The 15817-nt window shown below is 73.3% G+C and carries 16 protein-coding genes; 10 read left to right on the top strand and 6 right to left on the bottom strand.

Annotated elements, in window-relative coordinates; genetic code table 11:
• Positions 1–16: 16 nt before the first annotated feature.
• Positions 17–487: a phospholipase gene (locus ACFXGI_RS29460; RefSeq protein ID WP_384712972.1), complete on the bottom strand. Its 471-nt coding sequence runs from the start codon at positions 485–487 to the stop codon at positions 17–19.
• A 298-nt stretch (positions 488–785) separates the two neighbouring features.
• Here ACFXGI_RS29460 and ACFXGI_RS29455 point away from each other — a divergent pair, with 298 nt between their 5' ends.
• From ACFXGI_RS29455 to ACFXGI_RS29430, 6 genes are all read left to right on the top strand, one after another.
• Positions 786–1310 (top strand): hypothetical protein, encoded by a 525-nt coding sequence (locus tag ACFXGI_RS29455; protein ID WP_384712969.1) that lies wholly within the window; start codon positions 786–788, stop codon positions 1308–1310.
• 99 nt (positions 1311–1409) lie between these two features.
• On the top strand, positions 1410–2108 hold the full coding sequence (locus ACFXGI_RS29450; RefSeq protein WP_384712966.1) for a 4'-phosphopantetheinyl transferase family protein: 699 nt from the start codon (positions 1410–1412) through the stop codon (positions 2106–2108).
• 80 nt (positions 2109–2188) lie between these two features.
• Complete coding sequence (locus ACFXGI_RS29445) at positions 2189–2602, top strand: GNAT family N-acetyltransferase (RefSeq protein WP_384712963.1); 414 nt, start codon at positions 2189–2191, stop codon at positions 2600–2602.
• Between the two features lie 105 nt (positions 2603–2707).
• Positions 2708–3895 (top strand): S8 family peptidase, encoded by a 1188-nt coding sequence (locus ACFXGI_RS29440; RefSeq protein WP_384712960.1) that lies wholly within the window; start codon positions 2708–2710, stop codon positions 3893–3895.
• Positions 3896–4511: 616 nt separating this feature from the next.
• Positions 4512–5804 (top strand): hypothetical protein, encoded by a 1293-nt coding sequence (locus ACFXGI_RS29435; RefSeq protein ID WP_384712957.1) that lies wholly within the window; start codon positions 4512–4514, stop codon positions 5802–5804.
• 260 nt (positions 5805–6064) lie between these two features.
• Positions 6065–7099: a WxL protein peptidoglycan domain-containing protein gene (locus ACFXGI_RS29430; RefSeq protein WP_384712954.1), complete on the top strand. Its 1035-nt coding sequence runs from the start codon at positions 6065–6067 to the stop codon at positions 7097–7099.
• Between the two features lie 36 nt (positions 7100–7135).
• Here the strand turns inward: ACFXGI_RS29430 and ACFXGI_RS29425 are convergent, their stop codons facing one another.
• Positions 7136–7447 (bottom strand): hypothetical protein, encoded by a 312-nt coding sequence (locus ACFXGI_RS29425; RefSeq protein ID WP_384712951.1) that lies wholly within the window; start codon positions 7445–7447, stop codon positions 7136–7138.
• A gap of 418 nt (positions 7448–7865) precedes the next feature.
• Here ACFXGI_RS29425 and ACFXGI_RS29420 point away from each other — a divergent pair, with 418 nt between their 5' ends.
• Positions 7866–8108 carry a hypothetical protein gene (locus tag ACFXGI_RS29420; protein ID WP_384712948.1) on the top strand — a complete coding sequence of 81 codons (243 nt, stop codon included), beginning with the start codon at positions 7866–7868 and terminating at the stop codon, positions 8106–8108.
• A gap of 97 nt (positions 8109–8205) precedes the next feature.
• Here the strand turns inward: ACFXGI_RS29420 and ACFXGI_RS29415 are convergent, their stop codons facing one another.
• Genes ACFXGI_RS29415 through iolC form a run of 4 tightly spaced genes read right to left on the bottom strand, consistent with a single transcriptional unit; the run spans position 8206 to position 13354 of the window.
• A complete protein-coding gene (locus ACFXGI_RS29415) occupies positions 8206–9705 on the bottom strand; it encodes a CoA-acylating methylmalonate-semialdehyde dehydrogenase (protein WP_384712945.1) in 1500 nt (499 codons plus the stop codon).
• A gap of 12 nt (positions 9706–9717) precedes the next feature.
• Positions 9718–11586 (bottom strand): 3D-(3,5/4)-trihydroxycyclohexane-1,2-dione acylhydrolase (decyclizing), encoded by a 1869-nt coding sequence (iolD, locus tag ACFXGI_RS29410; protein WP_384712942.1) that lies wholly within the window; start codon positions 11584–11586, stop codon positions 9718–9720.
• Positions 11583–12422: a 5-deoxy-glucuronate isomerase gene (gene iolB / locus ACFXGI_RS29405; protein WP_384713089.1), complete on the bottom strand. Its 840-nt coding sequence runs from the start codon at positions 12420–12422 to the stop codon at positions 11583–11585. The genes iolD and iolB overlap by 4 nt, the downstream gene beginning before the upstream one ends.
• Before the next feature lie 20 nt (positions 12423–12442).
• Positions 12443–13354 (bottom strand): 5-dehydro-2-deoxygluconokinase, encoded by a 912-nt coding sequence (gene iolC / locus ACFXGI_RS29400; RefSeq protein WP_384713086.1) that lies wholly within the window; start codon positions 13352–13354, stop codon positions 12443–12445.
• An 80-nt stretch (positions 13355–13434) separates the two neighbouring features.
• Between iolC and ACFXGI_RS29395 the strand changes: the two genes are divergently transcribed.
• From ACFXGI_RS29395 to ACFXGI_RS29385, 3 genes are all read left to right on the top strand, one after another.
• Positions 13435–14349, top strand: a complete 915-nt coding sequence (locus tag ACFXGI_RS29395) for a sugar phosphate isomerase/epimerase family protein (RefSeq protein ID WP_384712939.1) — start codon at positions 13435–13437, stop codon at positions 14347–14349.
• A gap of 20 nt (positions 14350–14369) precedes the next feature.
• Positions 14370–15380: a Gfo/Idh/MocA family protein gene (locus ACFXGI_RS29390; RefSeq protein ID WP_384712937.1), complete on the top strand. Its 1011-nt coding sequence runs from the start codon at positions 14370–14372 to the stop codon at positions 15378–15380.
• Positions 15381–15607: 227 nt separating this feature from the next.
• Positions 15608–15808, top strand: a complete 201-nt coding sequence (locus ACFXGI_RS29385) for a helix-turn-helix transcriptional regulator (RefSeq protein ID WP_384712935.1) — start codon at positions 15608–15610, stop codon at positions 15806–15808.
• Positions 15809–15817: the final 9 nt, after the last annotated feature.

Here is a 15817-nt window from a genome sequence, read left to right as displayed (position 1 = left end):
CCGGGGACGGGTGCGCTCAGGCGGCGGGTGCGTCCTGCGGGGAGACGCCGAAGGCCTTGACCGCCTGGTAGTAGGTCCACGCGGTGCTGTCGCAGGAGCCCTTCTTCACACCCGAGTACGCCGAGCAGACGCGCTTGAGGTCGGCGTAGAGGGCGTCGTCCAGCCTCGCCTTGCTGGCCGGAAACACACCTGCCGCCTTGTGGTTGCGGTAGCCGAAGTCGTGCCGGGCACAGGACGACTGGAAGGGGAACCCGAAGGGGTTGTCGGGCGAGGAGGAGCAGTAGTCGGTGGACCAGTCGAACCCGTACGCCGACCACTTGCCCTGGTTGCCGCGCGCGGCGACCCAGGCGTTGTAGCTGGCGGCGCTGGTCTGCGTCCAACTGCTCAGGACCTGCGGCTTGTCGGCCGGGACCGCCGACGCGGGGGTGGCGGCGACGAGCACACCGGCCGCCGCGGATGCGAGGAGGGGGACGAGACGACGGCGCATGGCATTCCTCCAGGACGGGGGGGTGGGGGGCCGCCCGGAGGTACCCCCGGTACGGCGTCGGATCCCACCCTCGGGGCACGTCCTATCGCCGCCGCTTAACGCCGCTATAACGCCGCTCGCCGGGTGCCGGTGTCGGGTGCCGGGCGCGGGGGCAGGCGCGGACAAGGAGCGCTCCTTCGCGGCCGGTTGCCGGCGGGTGCAGCTCTCAGGTAGCACGCGGTATCAGACTTCCGGCAGAGAACGGGTTCGTCCTACGGAGGGACGCGCGAGGGGGTGGGGGCAGCCGAGACTGGATCACATGAACCGCCGTCCCCTCGTCATCGCCGCCGCCACTCTGGGAGTCGTCGCCACCGCCGCCCTGGCGCTGCCCAACCTCCCGCCCAACCCGCTGACCGACTCCATCAACGACCGGGTCTTCGAGGAGAAGAGCAAGCACTTCGCGACCGCAGCCGACGCGCCCACCCGCGCCAACGCGCCCTTCACGCTGCCGTCCTGGGTGCCCAAGGACGCCACCGACATACGCATACGGGTGCGCACCACCGGCGAGGCCAGGCTGATCCGCTTCACGCTCGGGGCGACCCCGCTGGACGGCCCGCAGTGCACGGCGGGCACGCCGAAGGACCTGGGCGGGCGGAAGCTGAACGCGAAGTGGTGGCCGAACGGCACCCGGGCCGAGGAGCGGCCCGAATGCCGGGACGCCCACCAGTACCAGGTGGCGGTGCGCGGCAAGCGCGTCTACGCCTGGACGGACGGCACCCCGTCACCGGGCTCCGGGCCGCAGGACAAACCCCCGGCCGCTACCCACGCCCGCAGCCGGGGCTAGGCGTGTCCGCGAAGTAGCGCCGTCCGCCCTTGGGGCAAGCGGGACTTCGCGGACGCTCCCTGGGGCCTGTCCGGATTGGCGCTCGTCTAGGCTCATCGGGTGAGTACGTACGTGAACCGACTCGGCGAGGAAACCCCGCGGATCGGCGAACCTCCGGCGGGGACCGCCGTGGCGGTGTGGTCCCTGGACACCACGCTCGAGGTGGTCGGCGGCCAGCGGATCGACGAGGCGCTGTCGCTCCTGGACGCGGGCGAACGGGAGCGGGCCGGGCGGCTGCTGCGGGCCGGGGACCGGCACCGGTACCTCGCCTCCCACGTGGGGCTGCGGGTGCTGCTCGGCGGCTACCTCGGGCTGGCCCCGCAGGAAGTCGCGCTGGTCCGTGAGAACTGCCCGTGCTGCGACGGCCCGCACGGGCGGCCGGCGGTGGCGGGGGGTGCGGTGCAGTTCTCGCTCTCGCACAGCGACGACCTGGCGTACCTCGCGTTCGCAGCGGTGCCGGTCGGGGTCGACGTGGAGGCGGTCCCGAGCGCGGCGGCGGTGGAAGACGTACTGAACGCCCTGCATCCGGCGGAGACGGCGGAGCTCTCCGCGCTGCCCGCGCAGGAGCGGCCGGGGGCGCTGGCCCGCCTGTGGTCGCGCAAGGAGGCCTACTTCAAGGGCACGGGCACCGGCCTGGCCCTGGGCCTGGCCGAGCCCTACGTGGGCTCGGGCACCGACCCGTCCCCGGTGCCGGGCTGGCACCTCACGGACCTCCCGGCCCCCGCCGCGTACGCGGCGGCCCTGGCCCTCCGCACCTGACGCCACGCCCCGGCGCGCCGCTCGCCACGCCGGGTCGAAATCAAGGTCGCCGCTCACCGCGCGGCCCTATCGTGACCGCCATGGACATCCGCCCCGCCCGTACCGTCGCCGAACTCCAGGCCGCGGAGGGGCTCTTCGACGGCCCCGCCCGACTCGACTGGTCCGAACGCTTCCTCTCCGCGCCGGGACACCTGATGCTCATCGCCTACGTGGACGACATCCCGGCCGGCATGGTCTCCGGGGTCGAGATGAGCCACCCCGACAAGGGCACCGAGATGTGCCTGTACGAGCTCTCCGTCGACGAGGGCTACCGGCGCCGCGGCATCGGCCGCGCCCTGACCGCGGCTCTCGCCGACGAGGCCAAGACGCGCGGCTGCTACGGCATGTGGGTGGGGGTCGACACCGACAACGAGGCCGCCCTGGCCACCTACGACTCCGCCGGCTCCCGCGACGAGGGCGTCTTCGCGATGCGCGGCTGGCCCCTCTCCGGCTGACCCCGGTCTTCCGGATCATGCCGGGGACCCGTTCGGCGGCGTGTCGTGGGGCCAGTCGGCGCACCCTCCGCGCGAGCGGGGCGCGGCTCGCCGAGCATCGGCCGCATGACCGCATTCACCGCGCTGCTCCCGGCCGCCGCCCTGCTGGCGGCGGCCACCGCCGTGGCGCCGCACCCCGCACCCGCCGCCGCCGACACCGCGACCGGCACCGCCCCGTACGTCGTCGTCCTCAAGGACACCACCTCCCGCGCCCCGACCCGCGCCCTGGCCGCCGAGGCCGAGGGCTCCGGCGACCAGGTCGGGGACGTCTACGACACCGTCCTCAGCGGCTTCGCCGTCCGCACCACCGCCGCCCGCGCCAAAGTCCTGGCCGCCGACCCCCGGGTGGCCTCGGTGGAGCCGGACGCCGAGTTCCGCATCAGCGACGCACAGAGCCCGGCGCCCTGGCCCCTGGACCGGATCGACCAGTCCGCGCTCCCGCTCGACGGCTCGTACACGTACGCCACCACCGCGCAGGGCGTCACCGCGTACGTCGTGGACACCGGGATCTACACGAGCCACCAGGAGTTCGGGGGCCGGGCCCGGGTCGGCTACAACGGGGTGTTCCTGGAGAGCTCCAGCGACTGCAACGGCCACGGCACGCACGTCGCGGGTACCCTGGGCGGGGCGACGTACGGGGTGGCGAAGGGGGTCTCCCTCGTCGGCGTCAAGGTCGCCAACTGCAAGGGATCCGCGTCCCTGACCTCCATCCTGGGCGGCCTGGAGTGGATGGTGAAGGACGCCGCCAAGGCCCCCGGCACCCCCGCCGTCGCCAACATGAGCATGGGCGGCACCCGCAGCTACGCCCTCGACGCGGCGGTGGCGCGGGCGGTCACCGCCGGGATCACCTTCACCGTCGCCGCCGGCAACTCCGCCGACGACGCCTGCACCGGCTCCCCCGCAGCCGCCCCCTCGGCGCTCACGATCGGCGCGGCCGACGCCGCCGACCAGTGGGCCCCGTTCTCCAGTTACGGCAGCTGCGTGGACCTCGTCGCGCCGGGCGTGTCCGTCACCTCCGCCTGGAAGGGCTCGGCGACCACCCTCGCCCGCGCCTCCGGCACCTCCATGGCGGCCCCGCACGCAGCGGGCGTCGCGGCCCTGATCCTGGCGGAGGGCATCGCGGCGGGCGGTACGGCGAAGACCCCCGCCGAGGTCTCCGCCGAGCTGGTGCGGGACGCCGTACGGGACCGCCTCACCGGGGTCCCGGCCGGCACGGCCAACCTGCTCCTGCACCACCCCCCGGCCGCGGGCTAGGGAGTGTCGTCGAAGTGGCGTCGGCCGCCCGAGAGGGCGGTGCCGGCGGGGTCTGGTGCGTGCGATCGCAAGGCGGAGGAGGGAATCGACGCGGTGGGGGCACCTCCCAGCGGTAGCTGGGGGACGTCGGTGACCGACGACAACGCGGCGAGCGTGCGTGCCAGGCCCCGCCGGCCAGACGGGACTTTGACGACACGACCTAGGGGGGTGTCTTGCCGATCAGGCCGGGCTCGCGGCGTCCGGCACCGCGCCTCGCCGCGTTCTCGTCACTCGCCGACGTCCCCCAGCCACCTCTGGGAGGTGCCCCCATCGCGTCGGCCCTCCTCGGCCTTGCGATCCACGGCACCGGACGCCGCGCCCTGATCCGGCCCGATCGACAAGACGCCGCCCAGGTCAGCGCCCGGGCCGGTCTCCCGCCCGCACCTCACCCATCCCATCCGCCCCGCACCCCTGACGACCCGGTCTGATGGGACATCAATTTCTGTGCGCTTCGGGCGAAAGCAAGCCATTGACTTCTCATCACCGCGACGCGTCAATGTCGGCCACCGCACCGGCTCGGCCTCCCCCACACAGCGGGTGGGGGGAGGGGTTCGTCTGACGAAGGAGTCGCGACCCAGTGAGTACAACGTTCCGACGAAGAATTCTGGCCGGGGCGGGCGCCCTGTCCCTCGCGCTGACGGGCGGCGTGGTGGGCCTGACCGGCACCGCCCAGGCGGCGACCGTGACCACCCCCGTCTTCGAGAACTGCGACGCCCCGGCACCGCAGCCGGACGGTTCGGGCAACCAGAATTACACGATCACCTTGCCCGGCACGGCCAAGGCCGGCGACGTCGTACCGATCACGATCGACCCTGGTGCGAGCCCGCTGATCCCCGGCTTCTCCGTCACGACGGTGAACACCACCAAGATCACCCTCAAGGTGGGCACGACCACCCAGGTCGTCACCAGCCCGCCCGAGACCGTCAGCGTCGTCGCCGGCACCCCGCTCGACCCGAAGTCCTTCTCCGGAACCATCAAGATCCCGGACGGCACCGAGGGCACCGCGGTCGACGTCAAGCTGGACCTGGCGGTCACCGACGCGGACCTCAGCGGTTCCGTGTTCACGACGACCTGCACCCCGGCGCCCCGCCCGAGCGCCACCCTCGGCTCGGTCGCCGTCGAGGCCCTGCCCAAGGACCCGGTCACCACCAAGCTGACGCCCAACAGCGGCAAGGCCGGCACGGCCGTCGCGGTCAACGGCGCCAACTTCCCGGCCGGCCCCGTCACCTGCTCCGCCCTCGTCGCGGGCGCGGCGACCGGTGACACCGGCACCGGCACGGCGGACGCGAGCGGCGCCGCCACCTGCAACATCACGGTCACCAAGAAGGCCGACGCCATCAAGATCGACGGCTCGGTCACCCCGTACAAGTCCTTCGTGTACCTGGAGGACCAGGCGGGCGTGAAGAACCCGGTCGACATCGAGGTCCTCCCCGGCCCGCTGGCGCTCGGCCCGAAGGACGGCCAGCCGGCCGTCGCCTTCCCCTCGGTCACCATCAACGGCAAGGCCCAGTCGGTGGTCGGCGTCTTCAATGCCGCGACCGTCCAGGACTTCCGCGGCGGCACCCTCGGCTGGGACGTGACGGCGACCCGTACGCCGTTCCTGAACCAGGCGACCGGCCACTCGATGACGAAGGCGCAGATCGGCATCCAGCCGTCCTGCACCGTGACCAACCCGGACAGCCCGAGCACCTGTACCGCGGGCACGCCGGGCGCGATCTCCGAGACCCCGATGAAGGTGGCCTCGCAGGCGGCCGGCGGGGACGAGCTGACCGGTGGTGAGTTCGCCGTCGGTGGCGCCGGGATGATCCAGCTCCCGCCGTTCATGTTCGCCGACACCTACCAGACGGTCGTCACCTTCTCGATCGCCTGACCCGGCAGGAGCAGTGCACCCAGGGTGGTGGGGGGGGCGGGGGGCCCCCCCCCCCCCGCGGGCGCCCCCCCCCCCCCCCCCCCCCCCCCCCCCCCGCACCGGGGACCGCCCCACGAGCCTGCGGGTGAACCCCTTGGCGGGGCGGCCGCCGGCTTGCGGGGGGCCCCGGGGGGGGGCCCCGCCCGCCCCCCCCCCACCACCCCTTCGGCTTCCGCCCCGCACCCCCGCCCCGCCTACCCGCGCCGACTGGAGAACCGCCCATGCGCCCCCGCCCCCGCATCGCCGCGTACGGTCCGCTCCTCACCCTGTTGCTGCTGGTCGCGGGCCTGCTGCCGGCCGCGACGGCGACGGCCGCGGACAACGGCACCTGGGGGGTGTTCCCGACCCCCGCGGCCGGCGCCGCGATGACCGACCGCGCGTACTTCTTCCACCAGGGCGCGGCCGGGACCACGATCAGCGACAGCGTGACCGTCCTGAACTCCTCCGACCGGGAGCTGACCTTCCAGGTCTTCGCCACCGACGCCGTGAACACCCCGGCCGGCGGCGCCTTCGCGCTGCTGCCGGTGGAGCAGAAGCCCAAGGACGTGGGCGCGTGGATCGCGCTGGCGCCCGAGGCGGCGACCACCGTGACCGTCCCGCCCAAGGGCCGCAAGGACATCCCGTTCACGGTGAAGGTCCCCGAGGACGCGACGCCCGGCGACCACGTCGGCGGGATCGTCGCCCTCAACACCGCGGTGGAGGGCATCCGGCAGGAGGGCAAGGTCCAGGTCGGGGTGAAGCGGCAGGTCGGCTCGCGGCTGTACTTCCGGGTGCCGGGGCCGGTGACGCCGGGGCTGAGCGTGGAGGACGTGAAGGTCAGCCGGTCCGCGCCGCTGCTGCCGTGGGTCGAGGACGCCCGCGCCACGGTCTCGTACACGCTGGTCAACCGGGGCAACGTGGTCGTCGAGCCCAAGGTGGCGGTCTCCGCGGAGGGCCTGTTCGGCCGTACGGTGCTGGACCGGCCGGCGCGCGAGCTGAAGCTGGTGCTGCTGCCCGGCCAGCGGATCGAGCTGACCGAACCGTGGGCGGACGCGCCGCAGTCGGACTGGGTGACCGTACGGGTCTCGGCCGGGGCGACGGCCTATCCGGACCTCACCTCGGCGTCCGAGGTGGAGTTCGTCGCCGTGCCGTGGCCCGCCTTCGGCGCGCTGCTGGCACTGGCGGGCGCCGCCCTCACCTTCCTGGTCCTGCGGCGCCGCCGCCGACCCCATACGGAACAGGCCGAGCCCGCCCCGGACTTGGCCGCGACCCACTGACGGGCGAGGGTGTCACCCGGTGGCGGCATCCGACCGTCACCGGCCACGGGGAGACGACCGATGGAACGACAGCACACCGAGACCGGCGCGGCGTCCGGCCTGCTGCCCGGCGGCGGGCTGAACTTCGCCGCCGACTTCTTCACCCCGGGCGGCCCGGACGACCACAACCTCGCCCACCTGCTGCGCCGCCAAGGCCTGCTGGTCGTCGGCGTCACCCCGCGCGAGGACGCCGCCACCGCCACCCGGATCACCGCCGCCCGGGGCCTCGCGGCGCACCGCCGGGACCTGGCCGGGGTGGTGCGCGCGCTGGATTCCGTACGGGAACTGCCGTACACGTACGCGGGCCACTCGGCCGGGGCCGCCCTCGCGCTCGACGCCGCCTCGCACGACGAGTCGCCCCGGCTGCGCCGGGTGCTCGTCCTGGACACGACCGGGCCGTACACCGGCGACCTGGCGCTACGGGCGGCCGCGGCGCGGGATGCGTACGCCGACCAGCTCGCGCAGGGCACGTACGCGACCGACCCGGGACCGGCGGCTCTGATCGCCGGGGCCGTCACCGACCCGGCGGGGCCCTCAGCGGTCCCCTGGCCGCCGGATCCGGCGCTCCGCTTCACCCACGCCGGGCTCGCCCACTTCGCGCTGATCCGCACGGCCGCCCTTCGGCGCGACCCCGGCCGAGGACCGCTTCGCTCTGGCCCACACCCCGCTCGCCACCTGGCACACGGCCACCGCCGCTCTCGGCAGCGGGCTGGTCCCGACCGCCCTGATGCGGGACCTGGCCGCTATCTGGGCGGGAGACGGGACGACGTACCGGATCGCCTGGGACCGCATCCGGGCCGAGGTGGTCTGGGTCAACACCGCGCTGGGCCGCGGCGACCGGCCGAGCGGCGCGGACCTGATCCGCGCGGCCGGCAACGACCGGGTCACCTTCACGGTGGTCCCGGGCTACGGCCACGGCGATGCGGTCTGGAGCCGGACGGCGGCGGCCGACGTCTGGTCCCTGTTCTGAAACGCGAGCTCGCCTCCCGCGTGAGGGGTGCGGGAGGCGAGCGGGTCGCGAGGCCGAACAGCCGGCCGAACAGTCGAACAGTCGGTCAGCCTGTCGGTCAGTGGTTGCGGGGGAAGCCCAGGTCCACGCCCACCGGCGCCTCGGACGGGTCCGGCCAGCGGGTCGTGACGACCTTGCCGCGGGTGTAGAAGTGGATGCCGTCGTTCCCGTAGATGTGGTGGTCGCCGAAGAGCGAGTCCTTCCAGCCACCGAAGGAGTGGTAGCCCACCGGCACCGGGATCGGCACGTTGACGCCGACCATGCCCGCCTCGATCTCCAGCTGGAAGCGGCGGGCCGCGCCGCCGTCGCGGGTGAAGATCGCGGTGCCGTTGCCGAACGGCGAGGCGTTGATGAGCGCCACGCCCTCCTCGTAGGTCTCGGCGCGCAGCACGCACAGCACCGGCCCGAAGATCTCGTCGCGGTACGCGTCGGAGTCGGTCTTGACGTTGTCCAGCAGCGACAGGCCGATCCAGTGGCCCTTCTCGAACCCGCCGACCGTGTAACCCGTGCCGTCCAGGACCACGTCCGCGCCCTGGTCGGCCGCGCCCTTCACGTACGAGGCGACCTTGTCGCGGTGGGCGGCCGTGATCAGCGGGCCCATCTCGGAGGTCGGGTCGTTGCCGGGGCCGATCTTGATCTTCTCGGCGCGCTCGCGGATCTTCTCCACCAGCGTGTCGCCGATCGATCCGACGGCCACGACCGCCGAGATCGCCATGCAGCGCTCGCCGGCCGAGCCGTACGCGGCCGAGACCGCCGCGTCGGCGGCCGCGTCCAGGTCGGCGTCCGGCAGCACCAGCATGTGGTTCTTGGCGCCGCCCAGCGCCTGGACCCGCTTGCCGTTCGCGGAAGCCGTGGTGTGGATGTGCCGGGCGATGGGGGTCGAGCCGACGAAGGAGACGGCGGCGATCCCCGGGTGGGCGAGCAGCGCGTCGACGGCGACCTTGTCACCGTGGACGACGTTGAGCACACCGGCCGGCAGGCCGGCCTCGGTCGCCAGCTCGGCCAGCTTGTTGGCGGCCGAGGGGTCCTTCTCGCTCGGCTTGAGGATGAAGGTGTTCCCGCAGGCCACGGCCAGCGGGAACATCCACATCGGCACCATCGCCGGGAAGTTGAACGGGGTGATGCCCGCGACCACGCCCAGCGGCTGGCGGATCGAGGAGACGTCGACCCGGCTCGAGACCGAGGTCGACAGCTCGCCCTTGAGCTGCGTGGTGATCCCGCAGGCCAGCTCGACGATCTCCAGGCCGCGCGCCACCTCGCCCAGCGCGTCCGAGTGGACCTTGCCGTGCTCGGCCGTGATCAGCTCGGCGATGGCGTCGCGGTTGGCGTCCAGCAGGGCGCGGTAGGCGAAGAGCACCTTGGTGCGGGCGGCCAGCGAGGACTGGCCCCAGCTCTGGAAGGCCTCCTGGGCGACGCGTACGGCCGCGTCGACCTCATCGGCGGAGGCCAGCGCGACCTGCGTGGTGACGTCGCCGGTGGCCGGGTCGGTGACCGGGCCGTAGTTGCCCGACGCGCCCTCGACGGTCTTGCCACCGATCCAGTGGTTGACGGTCTTCATTGCCTTGCTCCTTCACAGATGGCGACGTCGCTGCGCGGCTTGCCGGTCGTACTCTTCGCGGGCCGCGGCCGCGGATTTCCGTGTCGCGGTCTCGGCCACAGGAACATCCCACCACGCCTGTGCCGGGGGCGGGCCCGACACAGTGTCGGGTGTTCGGGTCTGTGCGTAGACACATGTGGGACGGTCCGCCGCACGCGCCTCGGCGAGGGCTTTCCGCAGGTCACTGATGGTGCGGGTGCGGATCACGGCCATCCCGAGGGAGGCCGCGTTGGCCGCGAGGTCCACCGGCAGCGGGGCGCCGGTGTACGAACCGTCGTCCGCCCGGAAGCGGTACGCGGTCCCGAAGCCCTCCGCGCCGACGGCCCCGGAGAGGCCGCCGATGGAGGCGTAGCCGTGGTTGTCGAGGATCACCACCTTGATCGGGAGGCCCTCCTGCACGGCCGTGACCAGCTCGGTCGGGTTCATCAGGTACGTGCCGTCGCCGACCAGCGCCCACACCGGGTGGCCGGGGGCGGCGAGCGCGACCCCGATCGCGGCCGGGATCTCGTAGCCCATGCAGGAGTACCCGTACTCGACGTGGTACTGGTCGGCCGAGCGGGCCCGCCACAGCTTGTGCAGGTCCCCGGGGAGCGAGCCGGCGGCGTTGATCAGGATGTCGTCGGCGCCGACGACCGCGTCGAGCAGTCCCAGCACCTGGGCCTGCGTCGGGGCGGCGTCCTCGGCGGGGGTCGCGTAGGCCCGGTCGACCAGCAGCTCCCAGCCGCTCTTCTTCTCTTTGTACGCCGTCTCGTACCCGGGGTCCACGCGGTACCCGGCAACCGCGACCCGCAGTTCTTCCAGGCCCGCTCGCGCATCGCAGACCACCGGCCGACCGGCGAGCTTGTGGGCGTCGTACGGGTCGAGGTTGAGCCCGAGGAAGCGGACGGCGGGGTTCTGGAACAGGGTCCCCGAGGCGGTGGTGAAGTCCGTGAGCCGGGTCCCGGCGGCGATGACCAGGTCGGCGCCGCGGGCCAGGTCGTCGGCGGTGGCCGTGCCGGTGTGCCCGATGCCGCCGACATCGGCGGGGTGGTCGTACGGGAGCGCCCCCTTGCCCGCCTGCGTCGAGGCCACCGGGATCCCGGTGGCCCCGGCGAACTCCGCCAGCGCGGCCTGGGCCGCGCTGTGCCGGATCCCACCGCCGGCGACGATCAGCGGGCGCACGGAGCCCCGTACGGCTTCGGCGGCCCGCGCGAGCTCGTCCCGGTCGGGCCGGGGCCGGCGTACGGTCCACACGCGCTCGGCGAAGAACTCGGGCGGCCACTCGTACGCCTCGGCCTGGACGTCCTGCGGCAGCGCCAGGGTGACCGCGCCGGTCTGCACGGGGTCGGTGAGCACCCGCATCGCCTGGAGGGCGGCCGGGATCAGGGCCTCGGGGCGGGTGATCCGGTCGAAGTGGCGGGAGACGGGCCGGAGCGTGTCGTTGACGGAGATGTCGCCGGCGTAGGGCACCTCCAGCTGCTGGAGGACGGGATCGGCGGGCCGGGTGGCGAAGGTGTCTCCGGGCAGGAGGAGCACGGGAATCCGGTTGATGGTGGCGAGGGCGGCTCCCGTGACGAGGTTGGTGGCGCCGGGCCCGATCGAGGTGGTGACGGCGTGGGCCGAGAGCCGCCCGCTCCGGCGGGCGTACCCGACGGCGGCGTGCACCATGGCCTGCTCGTTGCGCCCCTGGAGGAAGGGCATCGCGTCCGGCCCGCTCTCCAGGAGGGCCTGCCCGATGCCTGCGACGTTCCCGTGCCCGAAGATCCCCCAGGTGGCGGCGATCAGCCGCTGCCTGTGCCCGTCGCGCTCGGTGTACTGGGCGGCCAGGAACCGTACGAGGGCCTGGGCGACGGTGAGCCTCATGGGGTCTCGTCCTCCGCTCGCTGTCGGTGGAAGGGCAGCCGTGGGTCGGCGACCTGGCCGCTCCAGGTGTCCCGGATCCAGGCGTGGTCGGGGTGGTCCCGGATCAGCCACTCGCGCGGCTGGCCCGGGGGGCCGGCCATGACGTTGAGGTAGTACATGTCGTGCCCGGGGGCGGCGATGGACGGCCCGTGCCAGCCGTCCGGGATGAGCACCGCGTCCCCGGTCCTCACCTCGGTGAGGATGTCGGTCTTCCCGGCGGGGGAGGGCGTGACACGCTGGTAGCCGATGCCGGGCGTGTCGCCGTGCGGGGCGATTTCGAAGTAATAGACCTCTTCGAGACGGGACTCGTGGCCGGGGTCGAACTCGTCGTGCTTGTGCGGCGGGTACGAGGACCAGTTCCCGCCGGGGGTCAGCACCTCGACGGCGATGAGCCGGTCGCAGTCGAAGACGTCGGCGGCGGCGAAGTTGTTGACCTGCCGCGTGCAGTGGCCGGCGCCGCGGATCTCGACGGGGACGCCCCGGGCAGCCCCGTACCGGGCGGGCAGCACGTTCTCGCACCGCGCCCCGACGAGCGCGAACCGCCCTCCGCCGGCGGACCCGATCTCCGCCTCCCCGTCCCGGGGCAGATACGCGAAGTCGCTCACGCCGCAGAACACGCTCTCCCGCCCGCGGAGTTCGAACACCTGCGGCCCGGTCCCCGCGGGGCCCGTCCCCTCCCCGCAGCGGACCGTGCAACCCCCCGCCAGCGGGAGGACGATCCACTCCCGGTCCCCGCACACGTGCGGGAACGCCTCCCCGGGCCCGAGCTCCAGCACCCGCAGCGCCGCGAACCCCATCTCGTGCGAAGCGATCAGCGTCACGAACCCAGCACCTCCTCCACTTCCTCGGCGTACGGCATCGCCGCCGAGCACGCCAGTCGCGAAGCCACGATCGCCCCCGCCGCGTTGGCGAAGCGGAGCACACGTTCCAGATCCCACCCCGCCAGCAGCCCGTGGCACAGCGCGCCTCCGAACGCGTCCCCGGCCCCCAGCCCGTTCACCACCTCCACCGGCACCGGTACCGCCTCCGCCACCGTCCCGTCCCGCCGCATCGCCAGCACCCCCTCCGGCCCTCGCTTCACCACCGCCAGCTCCACCCCCGCCGCCAGCAGTGCCCGCGCCGCGGCCCGCGGCTCGGACTCGCCGGTCGCGATCGCGCACTCCTGCGCGTTGCCGACCGCCACGGTGGCGAGAGCCAGTGCCTGCGCGTAGGACTTGTCCGGTTCCCCCTCCCACAGCATCGGCCTCCAGTCGAGGTCGAACACCGTGATCCCGGATTTCGAGCGCGCCTCCAGCGCGGCGAGGGTCGCGGACCGGCTCGGCTCGGCGCTCAGGCCCGTCCCGGTCATCCAGAACACCCGCGCGGCCCGTACCGCCGCCAGGTCCAGCTCCCCCGGCTCGATCTCCAGGTCAGGGGCCTTCGGCAACCGGTAGAAGTACAGCGGAAAGTCGTCCGGCGGGAAGATCTCGCAGAACGTCAGCGGGGTCGGATACCGCGCCACCTCCCCCACCCACCGGTCGTCCACCCCGAATCCGCGCAGCTCAGCCCGTAGATAGGCGCCGAAGGGGTCTGCTCCGGTCCGGGTGATCACCGCCACCCGGCGGCCCAGCCGGGCCGCCGCGACGGCGACGTTGGTGGGCGAGCCGCCCAGGAACTTCCCGAAGGTGTCCGCTTCCGCCAGCGGTACACCCGTTCTCAGCGGGTAGAGATCCACCCCGATCCGCCCCATGGTGATCACGTCGAACGCGACATCGTCCGCGGTCGTCACAGGCAGTCCTCCCACTCGTCTCGCACCCTAAGGTGGCCGTCATGACGTCCTCCCCACCCGCGTTGACCCGTATCCGCGTCGGTTCGGCTCCGGACTCCTGGGGTGTCTGGTTCCCCGACGATCCGCTCCAGACCCCGTGGGAGCGGTTCCTCGACGAGGTCTCCGGTTCCGGGTACGAGTGGATCGAGCTCGGCCCGTACGGCTACCTCCCCACCGACCCCGCCCGCCTCACCGAGGAGACGTCCAAACGGGGTCTGCGCGTCAGCGCCGGCACCGTCTTCACCGGACTCCATCACGGGCCCGCCGTCTGGGAGAAGACCTGGGAGCACGTGTCGCGGATCGCGGCGCTCACCCAGGCCACGGGCGCGGGCCACCTCGTCGTCATCCCGTCCTTCTGGCGCGACGACAAAACCGGCAAGATGCTGGAGGACCCCACCCTCACCCCGGCGCAGTGGCGTGAACTGACCACGCAGACCGAACGCCTGGGACGCGAGGTGCAGGACCGGTACGGGCTGCGGATCGTCGTCCACCCGCACGCCGACACCCACATCGACACCCCTTCGAGCGTAGCCCGCTTCCTGGACGCCACCGACCCGGACCTGGTCTCCCTGTGCCTGGACACCGGGCACTACGCATACTGCGGCGGCGACAGCGTCCAGGCCATCGAGACCTTCGCCGAGCGGATCGGCTACCTCCACCTCAAGCAGGTCGACCCGCGGATCCTCGCCGAAGTCCGCGCGGAGCAGCTGCCCTTCGGGCCGGCCGTGGCCCGCGGGGTGATGTGCGAACCTCCGTCCGGGGTGCCCGCGCTGGAGCCCGTCCTCGCGGCCGCCCAGCGGCTCGGCGTGGACCTCTTCGCCATCGTGGAGCAGGACATGTATCCGTGCCCGCCCGACCGGCCGCTGCCGATCGCCCGCCGCACCCGCGCCTACCTGCGCTCCTGCGGCGCCCGCTGACTCCCCGGAGGGAACACGACATGAGCACGCTGGGCATCGCCGTCATCGGGACGGGGAAGATGGGCGCCGACCATGTCCGCCGGATCGGGCGGACGGTGGGCGGCGCCCGGGTGGTGGCCGTGGCCGATCCGGACGGGGACCGGGTGAAGGCCGTCGCGGCGGATCTGGACGGCGCGAGCGCGCACACGGATCCGGCGGAGGCGATCGCGGCACCCGGAGTGCAGGCCGTACTGATCGCCTCCCCCGGGCCCGCCCACGAGGAAGCGATCCTGCACGCCCTGGAGCGGGAGTTGCCGGTGCTGTGCGAGAAGCCGCTGACCCCGGATCCGGCGGGGGCGCTGCGGGTGATGGAGGCCGAGCAGCGGCTGGGCCGGCGCCTGGTGCAGGTGGGGTTCATGCGGCGCTTCGACGCCGAGTACGAGCGGTTGAAGGAGCTGCTGGACGCGGGCGGGATCGGCCGGCCGCTCTTCCTGCACTGCCGGCACCGCAATGCCTCCTCGCCCTCCTTCTTCACCAGCGACATGCTGATCACCGACTCCGTCGTGCACGAGGTCGACGCGGCGCGCTGGCTGCTCGGGCAGGAGATCACGGCGGTGTCCGTGCTCTCGCCCGCTTCCAGCTCGGCGGCCCCCGAGGGGTTGCGCGATCCCCGGCTGGTCCTGCTGGAGACCGCGGGCGGGGCCATCGTCGACGTGGAGATCTTCGTCAACTGCGGCTTCGGCTACGAGGTCCGGTGCGAGGCGGTCGGCGAGTCCGGCAGCGCCCAGATCGGTGAGGGGCAGTCGATGGTCGTCCGGTCCGCGGGCCGCAGCTCCGGCGAGATCGCGCAGGACTTCACCGTGCGCTTCGCCGACGCCTACGACCGCCAGCTGCGGCGCTGGGTGGCCGCGGCCGCGCAGGGCCGGGTGGCGGGGCCCGACGCCTGGGACGGCTACGCGGCGGCCGCCGTCTCCGCGGCGGGGCTCACCGCCGCGCACAGCGGAGTACGGACCCCGGTGGAGCTGGTGGAGCGACCCGCCCTCTACCGCTGAACCCTCCCCCGCTCCTCCCCGTTGTGCCGCATGTGTCACAGCCGTCGCACTTGTGTCACGGATATACCCATTTCGCGGGCATTCCGTCACAGTCCGTCGACAAGACCTCTCCCGCCTTCACCTCTGTCGTTCTCCGGGCACAACCCGATTGATCGTCACTGTCCACGCGTCGGCTCCCCCGACGGCCTCCCGGCCGGCCCCGCGCCGTGGACAAGGAGGTGTCGTGGATGAGCGACCGACAGCTGTGGTCGTACAAGGAGATCGCCGCCCATATCCGGGTCCAGCCGGAAACGGTGCGCTCGTACCGCAAGCACGGGCTGCTCCCCGCTCCCGACCACGTGGAAGGCGGCAAGCCCTACTGGTACGCCGACACGATCCGCACCTGGGTGGCCCGCCGCCCCGGCAACCGGGGCCGCCGCGAGGACTGACCCCCGGCG

The organism is Streptomyces sp. NPDC059355 (assembly GCF_042752335.1).
Classification (GTDB): domain Bacteria; phylum Actinomycetota; class Actinomycetes; order Streptomycetales; family Streptomycetaceae; genus Streptomyces.
Note: the sequence above shows the minus strand (reverse complement) of the source record. Positions and strands in the feature narration are given on the sequence as shown.

Coding starts and splice junctions, on each gene's coding strand:
- ACFXGI_RS29460 (WP_384712972.1), bottom strand. CDS start 487: ATGCGCCGTCGTCTCGTCCCCCTCCTCGCATCCGCGGCGGCCGGTGTG.
- ACFXGI_RS29455 (WP_384712969.1), top strand. CDS start 786: ATGAACCGCCGTCCCCTCGTCATCGCCGCCGCCACTCTGGGAGTCGTC.
- ACFXGI_RS29445 (WP_384712963.1), top strand. CDS start 2,189: ATGGACATCCGCCCCGCCCGTACCGTCGCCGAACTCCAGGCCGCGGAG.
- ACFXGI_RS29440 (WP_384712960.1), top strand. CDS start 2,708: ATGACCGCATTCACCGCGCTGCTCCCGGCCGCCGCCCTGCTGGCGGCG.
- ACFXGI_RS29430 (WP_384712954.1), top strand. CDS start 6,065: ATGCGCCCCCGCCCCCGCATCGCCGCGTACGGTCCGCTCCTCACCCTG.
- ACFXGI_RS29420 (WP_384712948.1), top strand. CDS start 7,866: ATGCGGGACCTGGCCGCTATCTGGGCGGGAGACGGGACGACGTACCGG.
- ACFXGI_RS29415 (WP_384712945.1), bottom strand. CDS start 9,705: ATGAAGACCGTCAACCACTGGATCGGTGGCAAGACCGTCGAGGGCGCG.
- iolD (WP_384712942.1), bottom strand. CDS start 11,586: ATGAGGCTCACCGTCGCCCAGGCCCTCGTACGGTTCCTGGCCGCCCAG.
- iolB (WP_384713089.1), bottom strand. CDS start 12,422: ATGGGGTTCGCGGCGCTGCGGGTGCTGGAGCTCGGGCCCGGGGAGGCG.
- iolC (WP_384713086.1), bottom strand. CDS start 13,354: ATGGGGCGGATCGGGGTGGATCTCTACCCGCTGAGAACGGGTGTACCG.
- ACFXGI_RS29395 (WP_384712939.1), top strand. CDS start 13,435: ATGACGTCCTCCCCACCCGCGTTGACCCGTATCCGCGTCGGTTCGGCT.
- ACFXGI_RS29390 (WP_384712937.1), top strand. CDS start 14,370: ATGAGCACGCTGGGCATCGCCGTCATCGGGACGGGGAAGATGGGCGCC.
- ACFXGI_RS29385 (WP_384712935.1), top strand. CDS start 15,608: ATGAGCGACCGACAGCTGTGGTCGTACAAGGAGATCGCCGCCCATATC.